The organism is Gallibacterium trehalosifermentans, from assembly GCF_042433055.1.
In the GTDB taxonomy this organism is placed as follows: Bacteria; Pseudomonadota; Gammaproteobacteria; order Enterobacterales; family Pasteurellaceae; genus Gallibacterium; species Gallibacterium trehalosifermentans.
Genome location: NZ_JBHLWB010000006.1, coordinates 67,845 through 85,290 on the forward strand (window position 1 = coordinate 67,845; position 17,446 = coordinate 85,290).

Sequence of the window (17,446 nt, forward strand, 5' to 3'; positions counted from 1 at the left end):
GCTATAAAAATTAATATAAATACCTAAGTGGAGCATATATATGAAAAAACGGTTCTTAATTCATTCATTGATTAGCTGTATATTTTCTTTAGCTAGTACAAATAATATTTATGCAAATGATCAATTTACATTAAAACAAATTTTAAATAATGCTTTTGCTACCGATCCAGAATTACTTGAAGCAAAAACAAATACAATGGTAGCTCATAATCAGACTGAACAAGCTATTTCAGGTCATTATCCAACACTCTCAGTATTTGGACGACAATCATTAGAAGAGTACTCTCGAAATAATAATACTGATCAGCCAAAGTTTACACCTGGCGTTTCAGCTTCAATGAATATCTATTCATTTGGGGCTGTTGAGAAGAAAATTTCAGCCTCAGTCGCAAATGAAGAATCTTTGCACTATAAATATGACGAAACAAGAGAAAATCTAGCTTATCGTATTACAGAACTCTATTTATTAGCATTAAGATATAACGATACTTTAGCAGCTCAGTCTCAAGGATTAGCTCGTTTACAAACTATTATTCAAGAAATTGGTGCTATTGCTGATAATGATGATGGCAGACGTTCTGAATTTGTTCAAGCACAAGCACGTTTATTTGCTGTTAAGCAGCAGATGAATACCACTGAGCGAGATCTTCAAGATACCTTAAGTCAATTACAGCGCTATTCTGGTATTAAGCTCAGTCGAACCAGTTTACAAGATCCTTTTCATTCAATGACAACAACTATACTAAAAAAGCATTTTTCACAATCTCAACGTTTACATCCTTCTTATAAAACAGCAGATGCTAACATAAAAACAGCTTATGCGACTTTAGAAGCCGAAAAAGCAAGTCGTTATCCAAAATTAGACTTAGTTGGACAAGTGACAAAAGATGATCGCCAAGTTTATTTAACTATTTCTTGGGATATGTTTAATCGGGCCAACACTTACAGTGTGCAGGAAAAAGCACAATTATTAAATGCAGAAAAAAATCGTTTAAACAAGACTATTTTAGATCTACAAGAGAAAACAAGAAATGCGTTAATTAATTTAGATGAATATAGTAAACAAATTAAAACACTTTCTAATCAAGTTAATTCTCTTTATGAAGTCACTCAATTTTATAAATTACAATTTTCTATTGCGAAACGTTCTTTACTTGATCTGTTAAATGCAGAAAATGAATTATTAAATGCTGAACTCAGTAAAGTCATTACTGAATATCAATTCCGTCATTCTTATTTAGATTATCTCTATTCACAAGGAATGACTTTCCATTGGGCAGCAAATTTAAACTAATTTTTAGATCATATTATGAAACTTATTATTGAAAACCTTGCTTTAATGACTCAATTACTTGGCTCTCCATTATCTGTGCCAACTCTAGCAACGCATTCTATCCGCCGTACAGGTAATAGTATTGATTTTTCTGTACTTTGCGAATATTTACGTAGTGAAGGATTCGATAATCATTTATCACAACGTGCATTACACGAAATTCCTTCTCTTGCTTTGCCTGTATTGGCATTACTACATAATGAAGAAGCAGTAGTTATTACAAATATTACACAAGATGAAAAAGGGAAAAGAGTTTATTCAATTACACAACTAGATAATCTCACTTCACAACTTAGCGAAGCGGAGTTAATAGAAAAATATCTTGGGTATTGTTGGTTTATGAAACCGCGTTTAGCTAAAGATATTCGTTCTGAATTACCTGAATATGCCTTACCTAAAACTTGGTTTTTTAAAATTATTTGGCGTTTTAAGAAATATTATTACCAAGTTATCTTGGCAACTTTCATTATTAATTCATTAGCACTAATTAGTTCACTTTATGTAATGAATGTTTATGATCGCGTAATTCCGAACCAAGCTTATGAGACACTTTGGGTATTAAGTATTGGAGTAGTGATTGCAATCTTCTTTGAGTTTATGGCAAAAATGATCCGTGGACATTTAACTGATATTGCGGGGAAAAAAGCCGACTTAATTATTAGTTCTATGTTATTTCGACGTGTGATGGCATTACGTTTACAAGATCGTCCTGCTTCATCTGGCTCATATGCAAATAATTTGCGTGATTTTGAATCAGTGCGTGAGTTTTTAACGAGTGCAAGTTTACTAACTATTGTTGATTTACCATTTCTGATTTTATTTATTGGTGTAATCGCACTTATTGGCGGAAAGCTTGCTTTAGTACCAGCAATTATTATTCCTACTGTGATCATTATTGGCATTTTTGCACAATTTCCTTTAGCAAAAGCAATTAATGAGTCCATGCGTGAATCTTCTCAACGCCAAGGTTTGGTCGTCGAGGCGATTGAAGGGATAGAAACAATTAAAAATAATAATGCGATGTCATGGGCACAAAAGCGTTGGGATTACTATACAGCCAAAAGTTCTTATTCTTCGATCAAGGTAAAAGATACTAGTAACTTTGTAATCAATATAATGATCGCATTACAACAACTTAATACAGTTATTCTTGTAATTGTCGGAACTTATTTAATTCATAGTGATGATACGACTTCTCGAATCACAATGGGGGCATTAATTGCTTCTGTCATTTTATCGGGACGTGCTTTAGCACCATTAGGTCAAATCGCAGGATTAGCTACCCGTTTTCAACAAGCTTGGACAGCTTTAAAAGGAGTAGATAGTATTGTTTCGAAACCTATCGATAAATCTACCGATCGGGATTACATTAGTTTGAAACAAGTCTCAGGACACTTACAGTTTAAAAATGTAAGTTTTAAATATCAACAAGACAGTCAATTAGCATTAGATGATTTTAATTTAACAATTCGTCCAGGAGAAAAAGTCGCCATTCTGGGGAAAATTGGAAGTGGTAAATCTACTGCATTAAAACTCGGTGTAGGGTTATATGTACCAACGACAGGAAATATCACGTTAGACGGCATCAATCTACAACAGCTCGATCCCTATTTTTTACGCAATCAGGTTTTATTATTAGAACAAAATCCTCGTCTATTTTTAGGAACTTTAAGAGAAAATCTGGATATTGGCAGAATGGATTCTTTTCCATCTGATCAAATATTATTACAGTCTTTAAAACGCTTTGGCTTATTGGAGCTTATCCAATCTCATCCTCGTGGTTTAGATATGCAATTGGGAGAAAACGGTATGGGGTTATCTGGTGGGCAAAAACAAGCCGTTGCTTTAGCTAGAATGACCTTAAAAGATCCTAAGGTTGTTTTACTTGATGAACCAACTACTGGATTAGACCAATTCCACGAACAACAAGCATTAATTGGATTGGCACAATGGTTACAGAATAGAACCTTAGTTGTAATTACTCATCGACCACAAGTCTTACAGTTAGTTGATAGGATTGTTGTGGTAGATAACGGAAAAGTAATTATGGATGGACCAAAAGAGGCAGTCCTGAAAAAACTTTCTGCCTCACCAGCACAAAATACATCTACAACACAACAAGAAAATCAAGCATAGTGTGAGATTAAAGTGATGACACAAGAACAACAAAATAAAGAGCACAGCACTTCAACAACTGAAGTGGTAAATCCTACACAAGCCTCTACCACAATGTCAGTAAAAAACTCAGGTGAACAAGTGTCTAATAAAGATCTTCACCTTTTAAATGATTTACACGCAGCATTGCAAGAGGAAAAACATACAGGTTTATTTGCAATGATTTGGTTATTAGCCGCATTTTTAGTTGTTTTTTTGACTTGGTCTTATTTTAGTAAGATTGAAGAAGTCACTCGTGGACAAGGGACAATTATTCCAAATAGCCGTGAGCAAATTATTCAAAGTTTAGATCCTGGTATATTGAACCAAATGTTGGTAAAAGAAGGCGATTTAGTCGAAAAAGGGCAAGTTTTGCTAAAATTAGACGATACTCGTACTTCTGCTATTTTACGTGAAACACAAGCCAAAGTAGATAACTTAGAAGCAATTGCAATTCGGTTAAAAGCAGAAATTTCTGGTAAACCATTAGTTTTTCCCGATACTATTCCTGCTGAAATGCATGAACGTGAAAAAGGGGTTTATCAAGCAAAAAAAGATGCTCTAAATGAAGCATTAAGAACTCTTCGTGAAAGTAAAGCATTACTTGATTCAGAAATAGCATTAACTGAACCTATGGTAGTTAAAGGAGCAGTGTCACAAGTTGAATTGCTTCGTATGAAACGATCTGCAAACGATATGGCATTACAAATTTCAGAGCGTGAACATAAATATATTACTGATGCGAGTAATGAATTAGTTCGTATTCAGGGAGATCTTGATCAAGCAAAAGAAAATCTCGCTGCACGAGCGGATCCTGTAGAACGTTCTTTATTACGTGCACCGATGAAAGGAATTGTGAAAAATATCCGTGTAAATACGATTGGTGGCGTGATTTCTGCTGGTCAGGATATTATGGAAATTGTTCCTGTAGAGGATAATTTATTGGTTGAGGCCTATATTAATCCTAAAGATGTTGCTTATATTCGCCCTGGTATGAAAGCTGTCGTAAAATTAAGTGCTTATGACTATGCTATCTATGGCGGGTTAGATGGGGTAGTAACGTTACTAAGTCCAAGTACACTACAAGACAAACGTCAAGCAAGCGACTTAAATTTAAATCCAAATAACTCGTTTTATCGCGTATTGATTCGTACTTCAGGTAGTCATTTAACTGATAAAAATGGGAATGAATTACCTGTATTGCCAGGTATGATTGCAACTGTAGATATTAAAACAGGAGAAAAAACTGTCTTCCAATATCTTATCAAACCAATTACACGGATGAAGCAAGCTTTACAAGAAAGATAAATTATTATTTATCTCGTCTAATAAACCCACCTACAATGAAATATAATAGGTTTGCTAATAGTCAGAGGGAGCATTTGCTCCCTTTATACTACTTATTTAGAATAAATAATGGTATATCTAAAACGATTTAGCTAAAACCTCCTCTTTAATCAAAAAACTGATTTTTTCCTCAAGATTCCTATTACTCCCCCAATAAATTGGGTTAAAATTAGTCGATTTTTTTATGACTGACAACAATCTAAGGAGTCCTCGTGTTTAATTTAATCGAAAACGACATCCATCTAGGTGAAAAAGCTGATGACAAGCAACAAGCCATCACAGCAGTAGCTCAAGCATTTATTAACAAGGGTTTAGTTGAAGAAGGCTACCTACAAGGTATGCTTGCTCGTGAACAACAAACATCAACTTTTTTGGGTAATGGTATCGCTATTCCTCATGGAACGTTGGATACTCGTCACCTAGTCAAACAAACTGGAGTACAAATTTTCCAATTTCCAAATGGCGTTAGATGGAGTGACGACAACATTGCATATTTAGTCATTGGAATCGCGGCAAAATCAGATGAACATCTTGCTATTTTACGTCAATTAACTCATTTACTTGGTGATGAAGATATTGCTGAAAAATTAGCAAAAACGACTGATCCACAATTATTTATTAATTTATTTAATGCCAGTATCGTTGATTCCACTTTAATTTCATTAAATGTTGATACTAATAGTCTATTAACATTGACTGCAATTAACGCCGCAAAATTACAAGAAGCTGCTGCAGTTGATAGTCAATTTGTAAGTGAAGTCATTATTTCTGCTGCATTACCAATCGGTAATGGCATTTGGGTAAATGATAGTGCTTCAGGTAATAAGAAAAATGCAATTGCTGTTGCTCGTCCACAAAAAGCCTTTCAACATAACAATAAACAAATTGCTGCATTAGTCACTGTCGCAAGTGTTGATCAAAAAGTTGATGAGTTATTAGTTAATTTACTCGATCCTCAATGTCAACAAGCATTGTTAAATGGCAATGTTGAACAAGTAAAAGCGGCATTGCAAGGACAAGTCGTTGAAGTTACAACTAGCAGTGAAAACAAAACTGATGTGTCTGCTGAAAATACTAAAACAGCTACTCACGCAGCAGCAGGTCAATTAGAGGCAACTTTTATCGTCAAGAATGAACATGGTTTACACGCTCGCCCATCTGCGGTCTTAATTAATGAAGTGAAAAAATATAAATCTACTATTCAAGTGAAAAACCTTGATCGTGATACCTCATTTGTCAGTGCAAAAAGTTTGATGAAAGTTGTTGGCTTAGGTACCACTAAAGGTCAACGCCTCTGTTTCGTTGCTGAAGGTGAAGATGCTGAACAAGCATTAAAAGGTATTGGTGAAGCCATTAATGCGGGCTTAGGAGAATAATATGCCAGGTATTGCGACTATTACACTCAATACAGCATTTGACCTTGTTGGACGATTACCAAGAATCCAACTCGGTGAGGTAAATACTGTTGAAACCTTAGGTATTTACCCTGCGGGTAAAGGGATTAACGTTGCCAAAGTGCTGCATGATTTAGATCTACCTGTTACCGTAAGTGGTTTTTTAGGGCAAGATAATCAAGGCGATTTTATTCAGTTATTCCAACAACTTGGCTTAGAAGATCGCTTTCAACGTGTTGCTGGTAAAACTCGAATTAATGTCAAAATTACCGAAACTGAAGCGGATGTTACCGATTTAAATTTCTTAGGTTATCAAGTTTCTACTGAAGCATGGCAGCAATTTGTTCAAGACTCTCTCGCTTGGGCAAAGGATTACGATCTGGTTGCAGTTTGTGGCAGTTTACCCAAAGGTGTGGACGTTGAAGCCTTTAAAGAATGGTTACTTGTATTAGGACAAAAAACTAAAGTGGTATTAGACAGCAGTAATGCAGCACTTACCGCTGGTTTAAAAGCCTCTCCTTGGTTAGTCAAACCAAACCATCGAGAATTAGAAGCCTGGATCGGTAAGCCATTGAATTCGCTTGCAGATATTATTACTGCTGCGAAACAGCTACATGCACAAGGCATTGCGAATGTCATTATCTCTATGGGAGCAGAAGGTTCTCTTTGGATTAGCGATAAAGGCGTATTACAAGCACAACCACCTAAATGTACCAATGTTGTCAGTACAGTAGGTGCAGGCGACTCTATGGTGGCAGGACTTATCTATGGTACGCAACAACAATTATCCCAAGAAGAAACTTTGTGCTTCGCCTCTGCTGTATCAGCGATGGCAGTATCCCAAAGTAATGTTGGTGTTGCCGATAAACAAGCATTAAACCAATTACTTGACCAAGTTAAGATTAGCAAAATTGAGGAATAATTTATGAATATCGCTCTACTTTCTCAAGAAAAACGTGGCAATGCGACGTTATTCTTATTAAAACAAATGTTGGCAAAAATTGCTGCCCAACAAAATCATCAAGTTGTAACCCAATTACAAGATGCTGAACTTGTGATTGTCTTAGGGCAACAAATCAATAACACCCCAGTATTATCAGGTAAAAAAGTTTATCTCACTACATTTGAACAAGCATTCAATGCACCTGAAACTACTTTCCAACAAGCATTTGCTACTGCTACTACTTATCAAGCAACTGATGAAATCGTATCAGAAGCACCTGTTGCACAAGATCGTCCATTAAATATTGTTGCAATTACTGCTTGCCCAACAGGTGTAGCACATACTTTTATGGCAGCAGAAGCGATTTCTACTTACTGCCAACAAAAAGGTTGGAATGTGAAAGTGGAAACCCGTGGTCAAGTTGGTGCAAGTAACCTTATTTCGGCTGAAGATGTTGCTGCTGCAGATCTTGCTTTTATTGCTACAGATATTGATGTTGATCTCAGTAAATTCGATGGCAAATTGATGTATCATACTTCAACTGGTTTAGCATTAAAGAAAACCGCACAAGAATTTGATAAAGCATTCAAAGAAGCGAAAACCTATCATTACAAAAAAGAAGCGGTTGCCGAAAAAGCAGATAATAAAGAGAAAGGTGAGAAAAAAGGCATTTATAGTCATTTAATGACGGGCGTTTCTCATATGTTGCCAATGGTGGTTGCTGGTGGTTTGATCATTGCATTATCTTTCGTATTCGGAATTGAAGCCTTTAAACAAGAAGGAACTTTAGCGTCAGCATTAATGAAAATTGGTGGTGGTAGTGCCTTTGCTTTAATGATTCCAATTCTATCTGGATATATCGCTTACTCTATTGCAGACCGCCCTGGATTAACTCCAGGCCTTGTGGGTGGTATGTTAGCGAGTTCTTTAGGTGCTGGTTTTATCGGTGGTATTATTTCTGGTTTCTTAGCTGGTTATATTGCAAAAGCAATTAATGAGCATGTGAAATTACCGCAAACTATGAATGCCCTAAAACCAATCTTAATTATTCCATTCCTTTCAACACTCGCTGTCGGTTTAATTATGATCTATATCGTTGGTGGTCCTGTTGCTTGGGTAATGAACGGTATGACTGAATTCTTAAAAGGAATGCAATCAGGCAGTGCTATCTTACTTGGTATTCTCCTCGGTGCAATGATGTGCTTTGATATGGGTGGTCCAGTGAATAAAGCTGCTTATACATTCGGTGTAGGTTTATTAGCTTCCTCTTCTTATTTACCAATGGCAGCAGTTATGGCGGCGGGTATGGTGCCTGCTTTAGGTATGGGTATCGCAACCTTTATTGCACGTAAAAAATTCACTGCCAATGAGTTAGAAGGTGGTAAAGCCTCTTTTGTACTTGGTCTATGTTTTATCTCTGAGGGAGCAATTCCGTTCGCGGCACGCGATCCAATGCGTGTTATTCCAAGTTGTATGTTAGGTGGTGCAATTACTGGTGCATTATCAATGTTGTTTGGCGTGCAGCTTATGGCACCGCACGGTGGCATTTTCGTATTAGCAATTCCAGGTGCTATTCAACCAGTCTTACTCTATCTTGTTGCTATCGCAGCTGGTAGTTTAGTTACTGGCGTCTTGTATGCTGCAATTAAACCAAAAGCATTAACAGCGTAACCTATATTAGGTGCTCATGAAAAAGGCACTGATAGTGCCTTTTTTTCGAATTAAAATTGGTATTCTGGCTCATTTTTGCATTGCGGAAAATTCTCTGCCATAAAATCGATAAAACTACGCACTTTCGCACTCATAAATTCTCGATTCATATAAACTGCATATAAGGTATGTTTACGGTTTGCTGGATGAGGAATAATCTGTAATGTTCCTTGTTGTAATGCCTCTTCGCATAAATAACCAGGTAAATACGCTACCCCTTGTCCAGCCAAGGCAAGCTGATAAAGCATTAACGTATTATCACTGGCAATCGTATCCGTAAATGGGTGATGAAGAGGGGTATAGGTTGGCACTAATCCTTTATGCTGTTCCCATAGCTGATCTGACTGTTTAGCAAATTGAGTTAAATATTGTGGACTGGCTACCCAATGAAAGGCGATGGTCGCAATAGGTTTGGCAATCAAATTTTCTGATAAATGGGTGGTTACGCGTAATGCTAAATCAAAACCTTGTCCAACTAAATCTACACGATGATTGTCTAAGGAGAGCTGTAAGTTTACTTTCGGATAACGTCGTCGATACTCGACTAATAATTCTGCAAAGGAGCGTGTTGCAAACCATACAGGCATGGTTACTTTGAGTGTACCTTGTGGGTGAATGGTACCTTGACTCACAATCTGCTTAGCTTCCTCTAAGTCGTCCAACGCAATCACACAACGTTGATAATACTGTTCTCCCATCTCTGTCAAACTGAGCTTTCGGCTGGTGCGATGTAAAAGTTTTGCTTGTAAATAGTGCTCAAGATGTGATAAGTGTTTACTCACCATGGAGGTCGATAGATCCATTTTCTCAGCGGCTTTACTAAAACTACCACTTTCCACGATTTGGCGAAAAATGCGCATACTCTGTAAGGTATCCATAATTATTTCCTATTAAGAAAAAATACTTTTCTATAAACGATATAGTTTTCCAATCTTGAAATAAATATACTTGGTTACCTTTTAATTAACAAAATAAAAAATTAACTTATTATCAAGTTTAAGGAATTTTATGAGTAATGTTTTCGTTTTACGTACTTCTGTAAATGGACAAAATAGCTTTTCTAATCAACTTATTGATCAGTTCATTGCCAAAACCAAAGCAAAATGGTCTGAAGTTCAAATTGTTGAGCGTGATTTAGAGGTTAATCCAGTACCGCTGCTAAATAGCGAAACTGTGGCAGCTTTGCGTGCTGGTGTTACTGATACTGAAGCGCAACGTAATGCTATTGCACTATCAGAACAATTAATCGCTGAATTAAGAAATGCAGATTATATTGTCTTAGGTTTACCACGTTATAACTTTACTACGCCTGCAACATTCAGAACTTATATTGATTATATTGCTCGCCCTCGCGTTACTTTCCAATATGACGAAAATGGTCCAAAAGGATTATTACCAAATGTTCCAGTATTTGCTTTCGTTACGAGTGGTGGTGAGTATGTAGGGACCGAATTTGATACGTTAAGCCCTTGGGTAAAACAAACTCTTGGTTTTGTTGGCTTATCAAATGTTGAGTTTATTTATGCGGAGGGTTTAGCTTATAAAGCTGAAGACGCCATCTCAGCAGCTTCTGCACGAATTGATGAAATTTTAAAATAACGTTTAAATACCTCAAAAAATTTTAATGTATTTTTGATATTCCATACACAAATGGAATATCAAAATGCCTAATTCTTCCACCAAAGTAGTGCGCCAATCACAATAGCAAAAATAATAAACCATATAATCTGTACTTTTGCATTTTGTTTGTTCATAGCTTTTCGATGAGCAATGTCTTGTGTTAAACGTTGTTGATAAACTTGTTTAGCTGCTTCGTCATGTAACGCTGTTTGACAAAAAGGGCAATGGGTTAATTCTTCATTGACTTTTTTCTCACAATTTGGACAAGAAAGCATATTTTTTCCTTTGTTGAATGAGATGACGTGGACGTAACTATAACGAAAACTCATGTAATCACCAATGAAAAATGATCTATTTTATGGGAATAAACTTAATAAAATTCAAGAAATGGCTGTTAATTTTAAATAAAATCTATATAAATAATTTTTATTATAAAAAATTTCTTATTTTTTATTAAAAATGGTAGATAAAAAATATTTTTTATCTATACTAGCGAGAAATAATTCAATTTATAACAAAAGAGGTTTTTTGTATGTGTGGATTTGTATTTTCAGCTTCAGCACAGCCATCAGAAGCGTTTAAACGTAGTTTCGATCATATTTTTCATCGTGGACCAGATCATCAAGCTGTCATTTATGCAGCGGGAGCAACTTGGGGCTTCCATCGTTTATCAATTATGGATTTGAGCTCACAAGGTAACCAACCGTTCCAATATGAGGGAATTTCGCTTATTTGTAATGGTGAAGTGTACAATTACGCAGAATTAAAACAACTTTTATCCTCAAGCTATCCTTTCCATTCAGGTAGTGATTGCGAAGTATTAATTCCGTTATATCAACGAGTTGGAGTTGATGTAATGATGAAAATGTTAGATGCCGAATTTGCATTAGTTTTAAAGGATAGTAATACTGGAACATTAATTGCAGGTCGCGATCCGATAGGAATCCGCCCAATGTTTTATGGTTATGATAAAGAAACGGGAGAGATTGCTTTTGCTTCAGAAGCGAAAGGATTGATTGATTGGTGTCGTGATATTCACCCATTCCCACCAGGGCATTACTATCTCAATGGTGAGTTTATTTGTTATAACGATATTGCTGATCCTAAAGTTGTGCTTGATCAAGATTTAGATACCATTACCAGCACATTGCGTAGCAAATTAGAAAAGGCAGTGATTAAACGTTTACACTCTGATGCGCCATTAGGTTTCTTGCTAAGTGGTGGTTTAGATTCTTCATTAGTTTGTGCGATTGCGCAAAAACATTTAAATAAGCCGATTAAAACCTTTGCTGTAGGAATGGATACTGATCCAATCGATCTCAAATATGCGAAAGAGGTGGCGGATTACCTTGGTTCAGAGCATACGGAAGTGATTATGACCAAAGAACAAGTTCTCGCAGCACTAGAAGATGTGATTTGGCATTTAGAAACATGGGATATTACTACTATTCGAGCCAGTATTGGTATGTACTTAATTTGTAAATATATTCACGAGCAGACAGATCTAAAAGTCCTGTTGACGGGTGAAGTGAGCGATGAAATTTTTGGTTATAAATATACGGATTTTGCACCAAATGCGGCGGCATTCCAAAAAGAGGCACAAAAACGTATCCGTGAACTCTATATGTATGATGTATTACGTGCTGACCGTTGTTTAGCAGCTAACTCATTAGAAGCCCGCGTACCATTTGGGGATATTGATTTTGTTGATTATGCAATGAGCATCAATCCTGAAAAGAAAATGAATGTTTATAACAAAGGTAAGTATTTATTACGCCGTGCTTTTGAGGGAACAGAGTATTTACCAGATAGCATTCTTTATCGTGAAAAAGCTGCATTTAGTGATGCTGTTGGGCATTCAATGGTTGATCATTTAAAAGCCTATGCAGAAAGTAAATATAGTGATGAAGATTTAGCAAAAGCCGCAGAAAAATACCCTTTTGCTACGCCATTTACTAAAGAATCTTTACTTTATCGTGATATTTTTGAGAAGTTTTACCCAGGACAAAGTCATTGGATTAAAGATTTCTGGATGCCAAACAAGGAATGGGAAGGCTGTAATGTCAACGATCCTAGTGCACGTGTTCTAGGTAACTATGGGGATAGTGGTAAATAAAAATTTTTAGGATAAAAAAATGCGTGGTTTCTCCCACGCATTTTTAAATTTAATGTTAATTTTCCCTTAAATTTTGCTCAGCACACTTTCATCACGATCTTTTTTGGATATACGTAAACGTGCGAAATAATCTTTTGTTTCAGCAACGACCACTTTACGCAAACAAATTAACGCAATCAAATTAGGTATTGCCATTAGACCATTAACAATATCAGCTAAGCTCCAAATAATATCTAATTTAATAAAGGCGCCACCAGCAATTAATAAAATAAAGCAGGTACGGAATACTTTAATGCCTTTAATGCCTGCTAAATAGACAAAACAGCGCTCTCCGTAATAACACCACCCAAGAATAGTCGTAAAGGCAAAGAAGAGTAACCCAATCGTTACAATCGTTGCCCCAATGCTATGACCTAGACCATGTGCAAAGGCTAAATTTGTTACTGCAGCCCCTTCATTTGGTGATTGCCATACCCCAGTTACAACAATCACTAATCCAGTCATTGTGCAAACAATAATCGTATCAAAGAAGGTGCCTGTCATAGAGATTAACCCTTGGCGAACAGGTTCTTCGGTTTGTGCTGCTGCAGCTGCAATCGGAGCGCTACCTAAACCTGATTCATTAGAAAAAATACCGCGCGCCATGCCTGATTGAATCGCTTTTAGTACCGTAAACCCCATTACACCGCCTAACGCAGCTTCAGGATTAAATGCACTGTGCAGAATTAATGCCAATGCATCAGGAATTATTTGCCAATTTAAGATTAAAATAATGATAGAAGTACCAACATATAGTACAGCCATAAATGGCACAATTAATGACGAAACAACAGCAATGCGGTTTACACCACCAAGAATAATCATGGCAACCAATACTGTCATAATGACAGCAGTAATTACAGTTGATATGCCAAAAGTATCGTTCATTGCGTGGGTAATTGCATTAATTTGTGGAAAAGTCCCAATACCAAACAAAGCTACTAATACACCAAAAATCGCGAATAATTTTGCTAACCATCTGATCCCTAAGCCGCGTTCAATGTAGTACATTGGACCACCAGCCATAAATCCATTTTTGTCTTTTGTACGATATTTCACCGCCAATAAACATTCTGCATACTTGGTTGACATGCCAAAAAACGCCACAATCCACATCCAGAAAATAGCACCTGGTCCACCAGCTTGGATAGCTGTTGCTACACCAACAATATTCCCTGTTCCAATCGTTGCGGATAATGCAGTACATAATGCTGCAAATGCGGATACATCACCTTCACCTGAATTCCCTTTTTGAAAAAGATATTTTAATGCTCGAGGTAATGCCAAAATTTGTAAAAAACCTAAGCGAAAACTGAAATAGATGCCTATACCACCCAACAAAATAAGTAACGGCGGTCCCCAAATAAAACCGTCTATTACAGCTAATATCTGATTAAAACTCATGACTTCCTCGTAAATAACAATACTAAATACAAGGCGTAGAAAAGAATAGAAGAAAAATATCGTAAAAATACGATAAATATGAAATGAAAAATTTCTTTCCTGCCCCTGTCCTTTTGCCTGAGCGTTTCAAAAGTCAGTTGACTTTTTTGCGCCTTCGGCGTCCGTGTTAAAACGGATCTCTCCAAGGGTTCGTCCAGTAACAGTCCATGCTGTAAACAGCGCCTGAAAGAGTTTACCTCGTCGGCGTAGAGTCAATTCTCTACTCTCCAGCTACCTTCGTCCGAACTCGTTTCCAAACTTGAGTTGAAAACGAGCGGAATTTTAACAAGTTCTCTATACCAGCTCAAGCTGATCTAGCTTATCTTCTTATAATAATTTCACTAATCGATTTAAATCCGCTTGGATTGCACCCGCTGTCATTTTTACCCCAGCACTTGGTCCGTGAATTACCAATGGATTATCGCGATACCATAGACTTTTAATTAGGAAAAGATTTTCGCCTGGCAACACTCGACTAATAGGATCATCTTGTCCACAAATTTCTAAACCAATTTTGGATTGCCCATTTGCCAAGAAACGTACTACATAACGCAATGTGCCATTTTCCTCTTTTGCATCATGGTAATATTCCTGAATTAAAGGATCAATTTCATGTAATTGTTCAAAAAATTCTGTTAACGGTAGCGTTAACATTGATTGGGGGAGAAAAGAATCAACTTTGATTGCACTACGATCTAAATCATATCCAGCTGTTCTGGCAACAATCAGTAATTTGCGCAATGCATCTAAACCACACAGATCTTCTCGTGGATCTCGTTCAGTCATTCCTTGTTGCCACGCTTGTTCAAGTAACATTGAGAAAGGCGTTGTGCCATCATATTGATAAAACAACCAAGCTAGCGTACTCGAAAATGTCCCCTCGATTGATAAAATCGTATCACCACTTTCGACTAAATCATGCACAATATTATTAATAGGTAAGCCACCACCAACCGTGGCGTTATATAACCAATGACTTCCTGATTGTAGAAATGCTGCTTCAATTTGGTGATAAGTATCAAGATCAAATGCAGCGGCACGTTTATTTGCGCTAATTACATGGAAGCCATACTTAGCATAATCTGCATAATGTGCTGCTACTTCATCACTATTAGTAAAATCTAAGATGATTAGCTCATCAAAAGGGTGTAAGCTCAGCCATTGTAACAGTTCTTCGGACACAAGCTCTCGACCATGTTGTGCAAACTGATTATCCCAATGATTTTCCTTGATATGTGGTAATAATCCTTGATAATCGAGCCATGCTTTTTGACTAGAAATAATACCAATGAGTGAAAAATCAAAATGACTACGGGCTGCAATTTTTTCTTGTTCTTGACGGAAAAGGTTCACCCACGTTTTTGCAACTTCACCTTTGCCCAATACAACTAATCCAACTGTTTTATGTGCTCTGAAAAGATCATCATGTACATTACGCAATAATTCTCTTGAAACGGCTTGGCGTAAAATAGCTACAACGCTGATATTACTGTCAGATTGACATATAAATTCTACTGGCTGTGTTTTCAACATTTGTGAAAAACGCAACATTTGTAATGAATTTTGGCAAACACCAGCCCCAACAATACCCAATAAAGCTAAATCATAGCGAATTGAAATTGAATCAGTTATCAAGGGTAATTGTTTAAATTGCATAAATACGGTATCAATATATTCATTGGTATAAACCAAACGTAATGTGCGCGTGCTTTCAACAAATTGTTCAACTAATGCTTCTAATTGATGTTCCTGTAGCCATGAATGGAAACGTTGCAGCCAACTATGTAATAGTTGATTTTGTGGAATGATAAGTTCAATCCAGCCAATTTGATTATGAAAAGTAACTATCTTCCCTTGTGCAGAAGAAGAATAAATATGTTCAACACGAGTTGTCCCATCATTTGGTTTTAAACTGCTATGTAATTGTAATTTCAACTGAAATTCTTTCACAGGCTCTAAAGTACGGCTATGTAATACAGGCGCCCCTAATCTTGCCAACTCATTAGCTTCATCTAAACGTACTAACGGTAGCAAAGTCGCATTTTTTACATAACGTGGATCTGCAGAATAAATGCCTGCTACATCACTCCAGATGGTTACATGATGAATGTCTGCGAGCCCAGCAATTTGCGTAGCTGAATAATCTGAACCATTGCGTCCTAATAAGACTGTTTCGCCCTCTGAGTTTCGGCTAATAAAACCAGTAATAATCAAGCGTTTATCAGGGTATGCTGACAAAATAGGCTGTAAACGTCGTTTACTTGGTGCGACACGTACTTTAGGTAACACTGTACGTTCAGCTATCATAAAATCTCGTGCGTCAACAAAGACAGCAGAGATCCCTTGCTGATTTAAATACGCGGCGATTAAACGCGTAGCCCAAATTTCTCCATGCCCAACAACTTCGGCATAAATTGCCTCACTAAATGGTTTATCCAACAATGCAGATAAATAAAAAACATCATCGGTAAAAGATTGCACAACATCTTCTGGATCATTTAATAAGGCATTCACTAATGAGAGATATTGATGGCGTAGGTTTTGTAAAATTCGGTTAGCACTTACTGTATCAGTATGAGATGCCTCAACCCATTCAATCAATAAATTTGTTGTTTTACCTATCGCCGAGATCACAATTATATCGGTTTCTTTACTAAAGTTTCGGATAATCGAAGCAACACCTCTAATACAATCTGCATTCGCTAAACTGCTTCCACCAAACTTATGAACTTGATAACGTGAAACCATCTGCATCTCAGACCTCCTTTCAATGGCGATATATAAAACGCTGCATATTTTAACATAATCCAAGCATAACTCAGCACAACAAATTTATAGCAATCAAGCAATCTAGATGTCTTTAAGGCTAGATTGTCATCATGTCTAATTTTGATTAAAATACTACAACTTGTGTGGAATTTAGAGGATATTTATCATGGCAGATTGGGACGGCAAATATATTAGTCCGTATGCAGAACACGGCAAAAAAAGCGAACAAGTCAAAAAAATTACAGTATCTATTCCAATTAAAGTATTGGAAATCTTAACGAATGAACGTACTCGCCGCCAAATTCGTAACCTTCGCCATGCCACTAATAGTGAATTACTTTGTGAGGCCTTTTTACACGCTTTTACAGGTCAACCTCTACCAACAGATAAAGATCTCTTAAAAGAACGGCATGATGAAATTCCAGAAGATGCCAAAATTCTCATGCGAGAAAAAGGAATTGATCCTGATACTTGGGAATATTAATTTTCGTTATAATCTGTTGGAATAGTGATTCAGAACACTTTAATATTATTTATCATTTTTTCTTAAAACTCATTTTATTCATCGTCAGAAAAGG

General features: G+C 36.6%; 13 protein-coding genes and 1 riboswitch. Of the genes, 9 read left to right on the forward strand and 4 right to left on the reverse strand.

The window, feature by feature from the left end; genetic code table 11:
* Window positions 1–40 precede the first annotated feature (40 nt).
* The 6 genes from ACFFHK_RS06445 to fruA all read left to right on the forward strand — a co-directional run bounded on the left by ACFFHK_RS06445 (window position 41) and on the right by fruA (window position 8,842).
* Window positions 41–1,294, forward strand: a complete 1,254-nt coding sequence (locus tag ACFFHK_RS06445) for a TolC family protein (protein ID WP_382370710.1) — start codon at window positions 41–43, stop codon at window positions 1,292–1,294.
* A 15-nt stretch (window positions 1,295–1,309) separates the two neighbouring features.
* Window positions 1,310–3,469: a type I secretion system permease/ATPase gene (locus tag ACFFHK_RS06450; RefSeq protein ID WP_382370712.1), complete on the forward strand. Its 2,160-nt coding sequence runs from the start codon at window positions 1,310–1,312 to the stop codon at window positions 3,467–3,469.
* Window positions 3,470–3,562: 93 nt separating this feature from the next.
* The gene (locus tag ACFFHK_RS06455) at window positions 3,563–4,795 is read left to right on the forward strand and encodes a beta-barrel domain-containing protein (RefSeq protein ID WP_382370769.1); all 1,233 of its coding nucleotides are present in this window, start codon (window positions 3,563–3,565) and stop codon (window positions 4,793–4,795) included.
* A gap of 251 nt (window positions 4,796–5,046) precedes the next feature.
* Window positions 5,047–6,210, forward strand: a complete 1,164-nt coding sequence (fruB, locus tag ACFFHK_RS06460) for a fused PTS fructose transporter subunit IIA/HPr protein (protein WP_382370714.1) — start codon at window positions 5,047–5,049, stop codon at window positions 6,208–6,210.
* A gap of 1 nt (window position 6,211) precedes the next feature.
* Window positions 6,212–7,150 carry a 1-phosphofructokinase gene (gene fruK / locus ACFFHK_RS06465; protein WP_382370716.1) on the forward strand — a complete coding sequence of 313 codons (939 nt, stop codon included), beginning with the start codon at window positions 6,212–6,214 and terminating at the stop codon, window positions 7,148–7,150.
* 3 nt (window positions 7,151–7,153) lie between these two features.
* Window positions 7,154–8,842, forward strand: a complete 1,689-nt coding sequence (gene fruA, locus ACFFHK_RS06470; RefSeq protein WP_382370718.1) for a PTS fructose transporter subunit IIBC — start codon at window positions 7,154–7,156, stop codon at window positions 8,840–8,842.
* Between the two features lie 50 nt (window positions 8,843–8,892).
* Here the strand turns inward: fruA and ACFFHK_RS06475 are convergent, their stop codons facing one another.
* Complete coding sequence (locus ACFFHK_RS06475; RefSeq protein WP_382370720.1) at window positions 8,893–9,759, reverse strand: LysR family transcriptional regulator; 867 nt, start codon at window positions 9,757–9,759, stop codon at window positions 8,893–8,895.
* 130 nt (window positions 9,760–9,889) lie between these two features.
* Between ACFFHK_RS06475 and ACFFHK_RS06480 the strand changes: the two genes are divergently transcribed.
* Window positions 9,890–10,480 (forward strand): FMN-dependent NADH-azoreductase, encoded by a 591-nt coding sequence (locus ACFFHK_RS06480; RefSeq protein ID WP_382370722.1) that lies wholly within the window; start codon window positions 9,890–9,892, stop codon window positions 10,478–10,480.
* Window positions 10,481–10,548: 68 nt separating this feature from the next.
* Here ACFFHK_RS06480 and ACFFHK_RS06485 read toward each other — a convergent pair whose 3' ends face one another.
* Window positions 10,549–10,830 carry a hypothetical protein gene (locus ACFFHK_RS06485; protein ID WP_382370724.1) on the reverse strand — a complete coding sequence of 94 codons (282 nt, stop codon included), beginning with the start codon at window positions 10,828–10,830 and terminating at the stop codon, window positions 10,549–10,551.
* 203 nt (window positions 10,831–11,033) lie between these two features.
* Here ACFFHK_RS06485 and asnB point away from each other — a divergent pair, with 203 nt between their 5' ends.
* Window positions 11,034–12,617 carry an asparagine synthase B gene (asnB, locus tag ACFFHK_RS06490; protein ID WP_382370726.1) on the forward strand — a complete coding sequence of 528 codons (1,584 nt, stop codon included), beginning with the start codon at window positions 11,034–11,036 and terminating at the stop codon, window positions 12,615–12,617.
* Window positions 12,618–12,683: 66 nt separating this feature from the next.
* On the opposite strand, the gene ACFFHK_RS06495 is transcribed toward asnB, so the two are convergent.
* Together ACFFHK_RS06495 and metL are read right to left on the reverse strand one after the other, a co-directional pair.
* Window positions 12,684–14,060 (reverse strand): alanine/glycine:cation symporter family protein, encoded by a 1,377-nt coding sequence (locus ACFFHK_RS06495; RefSeq protein ID WP_382370728.1) that lies wholly within the window; start codon window positions 14,058–14,060, stop codon window positions 12,684–12,686.
* A gap of 95 nt (window positions 14,061–14,155) precedes the next feature.
* Window positions 14,156–14,255: riboswitch (glycine riboswitch) on the reverse strand.
* Window positions 14,256–14,426: 171 nt separating this feature from the next.
* Window positions 14,427–16,853, reverse strand: coding sequence for a bifunctional aspartate kinase/homoserine dehydrogenase II (metL, locus tag ACFFHK_RS06500; protein ID WP_382370730.1), 2,427 nt, complete (start codon window positions 16,851–16,853; stop codon window positions 14,427–14,429).
* Between the two features lie 181 nt (window positions 16,854–17,034).
* Here metL and metJ point away from each other — a divergent pair, with 181 nt between their 5' ends.
* Window positions 17,035–17,352, forward strand: coding sequence for a met regulon transcriptional regulator MetJ (gene metJ, locus ACFFHK_RS06505; RefSeq protein WP_382370732.1), 318 nt, complete (start codon window positions 17,035–17,037; stop codon window positions 17,350–17,352).
* Window positions 17,353–17,446: the final 94 nt, after the last annotated feature.

What these genes read in the sequence shown, in the direction of transcription:
- ACFFHK_RS06445 (WP_382370710.1), top strand. Translation starts at nt 41, where the DNA reads ATGAAAAAACGGTTCTTAATTCATTCATTGATTAGCTGTATATTTTCT.
- ACFFHK_RS06450 (WP_382370712.1), top strand. Translation starts at nt 1,310, where the DNA reads ATGAAACTTATTATTGAAAACCTTGCTTTAATGACTCAATTACTTGGC.
- ACFFHK_RS06455 (WP_382370769.1), top strand. Translation starts at nt 3,563, where the DNA reads ATGTCAGTAAAAAACTCAGGTGAACAAGTGTCTAATAAAGATCTTCAC.
- fruK (WP_382370716.1), top strand. Translation starts at nt 6,212, where the DNA reads ATGCCAGGTATTGCGACTATTACACTCAATACAGCATTTGACCTTGTT.
- fruA (WP_382370718.1), top strand. Translation starts at nt 7,154, where the DNA reads ATGAATATCGCTCTACTTTCTCAAGAAAAACGTGGCAATGCGACGTTA.
- ACFFHK_RS06475 (WP_382370720.1), bottom strand. Translation starts at nt 9,759, where the DNA reads ATGGATACCTTACAGAGTATGCGCATTTTTCGCCAAATCGTGGAAAGT.
- ACFFHK_RS06480 (WP_382370722.1), top strand. Translation starts at nt 9,890, where the DNA reads ATGAGTAATGTTTTCGTTTTACGTACTTCTGTAAATGGACAAAATAGC.
- ACFFHK_RS06485 (WP_382370724.1), bottom strand. Translation starts at nt 10,830, where the DNA reads ATGAGTTTTCGTTATAGTTACGTCCACGTCATCTCATTCAACAAAGGA.
- asnB (WP_382370726.1), top strand. Translation starts at nt 11,034, where the DNA reads ATGTGTGGATTTGTATTTTCAGCTTCAGCACAGCCATCAGAAGCGTTT.
- ACFFHK_RS06495 (WP_382370728.1), bottom strand. Translation starts at nt 14,060, where the DNA reads ATGAGTTTTAATCAGATATTAGCTGTAATAGACGGTTTTATTTGGGGA.
- metL (WP_382370730.1), bottom strand. Translation starts at nt 16,853, where the DNA reads ATGCAGATGGTTTCACGTTATCAAGTTCATAAGTTTGGTGGAAGCAGT.
- metJ (WP_382370732.1), top strand. Translation starts at nt 17,035, where the DNA reads ATGGCAGATTGGGACGGCAAATATATTAGTCCGTATGCAGAACACGGC.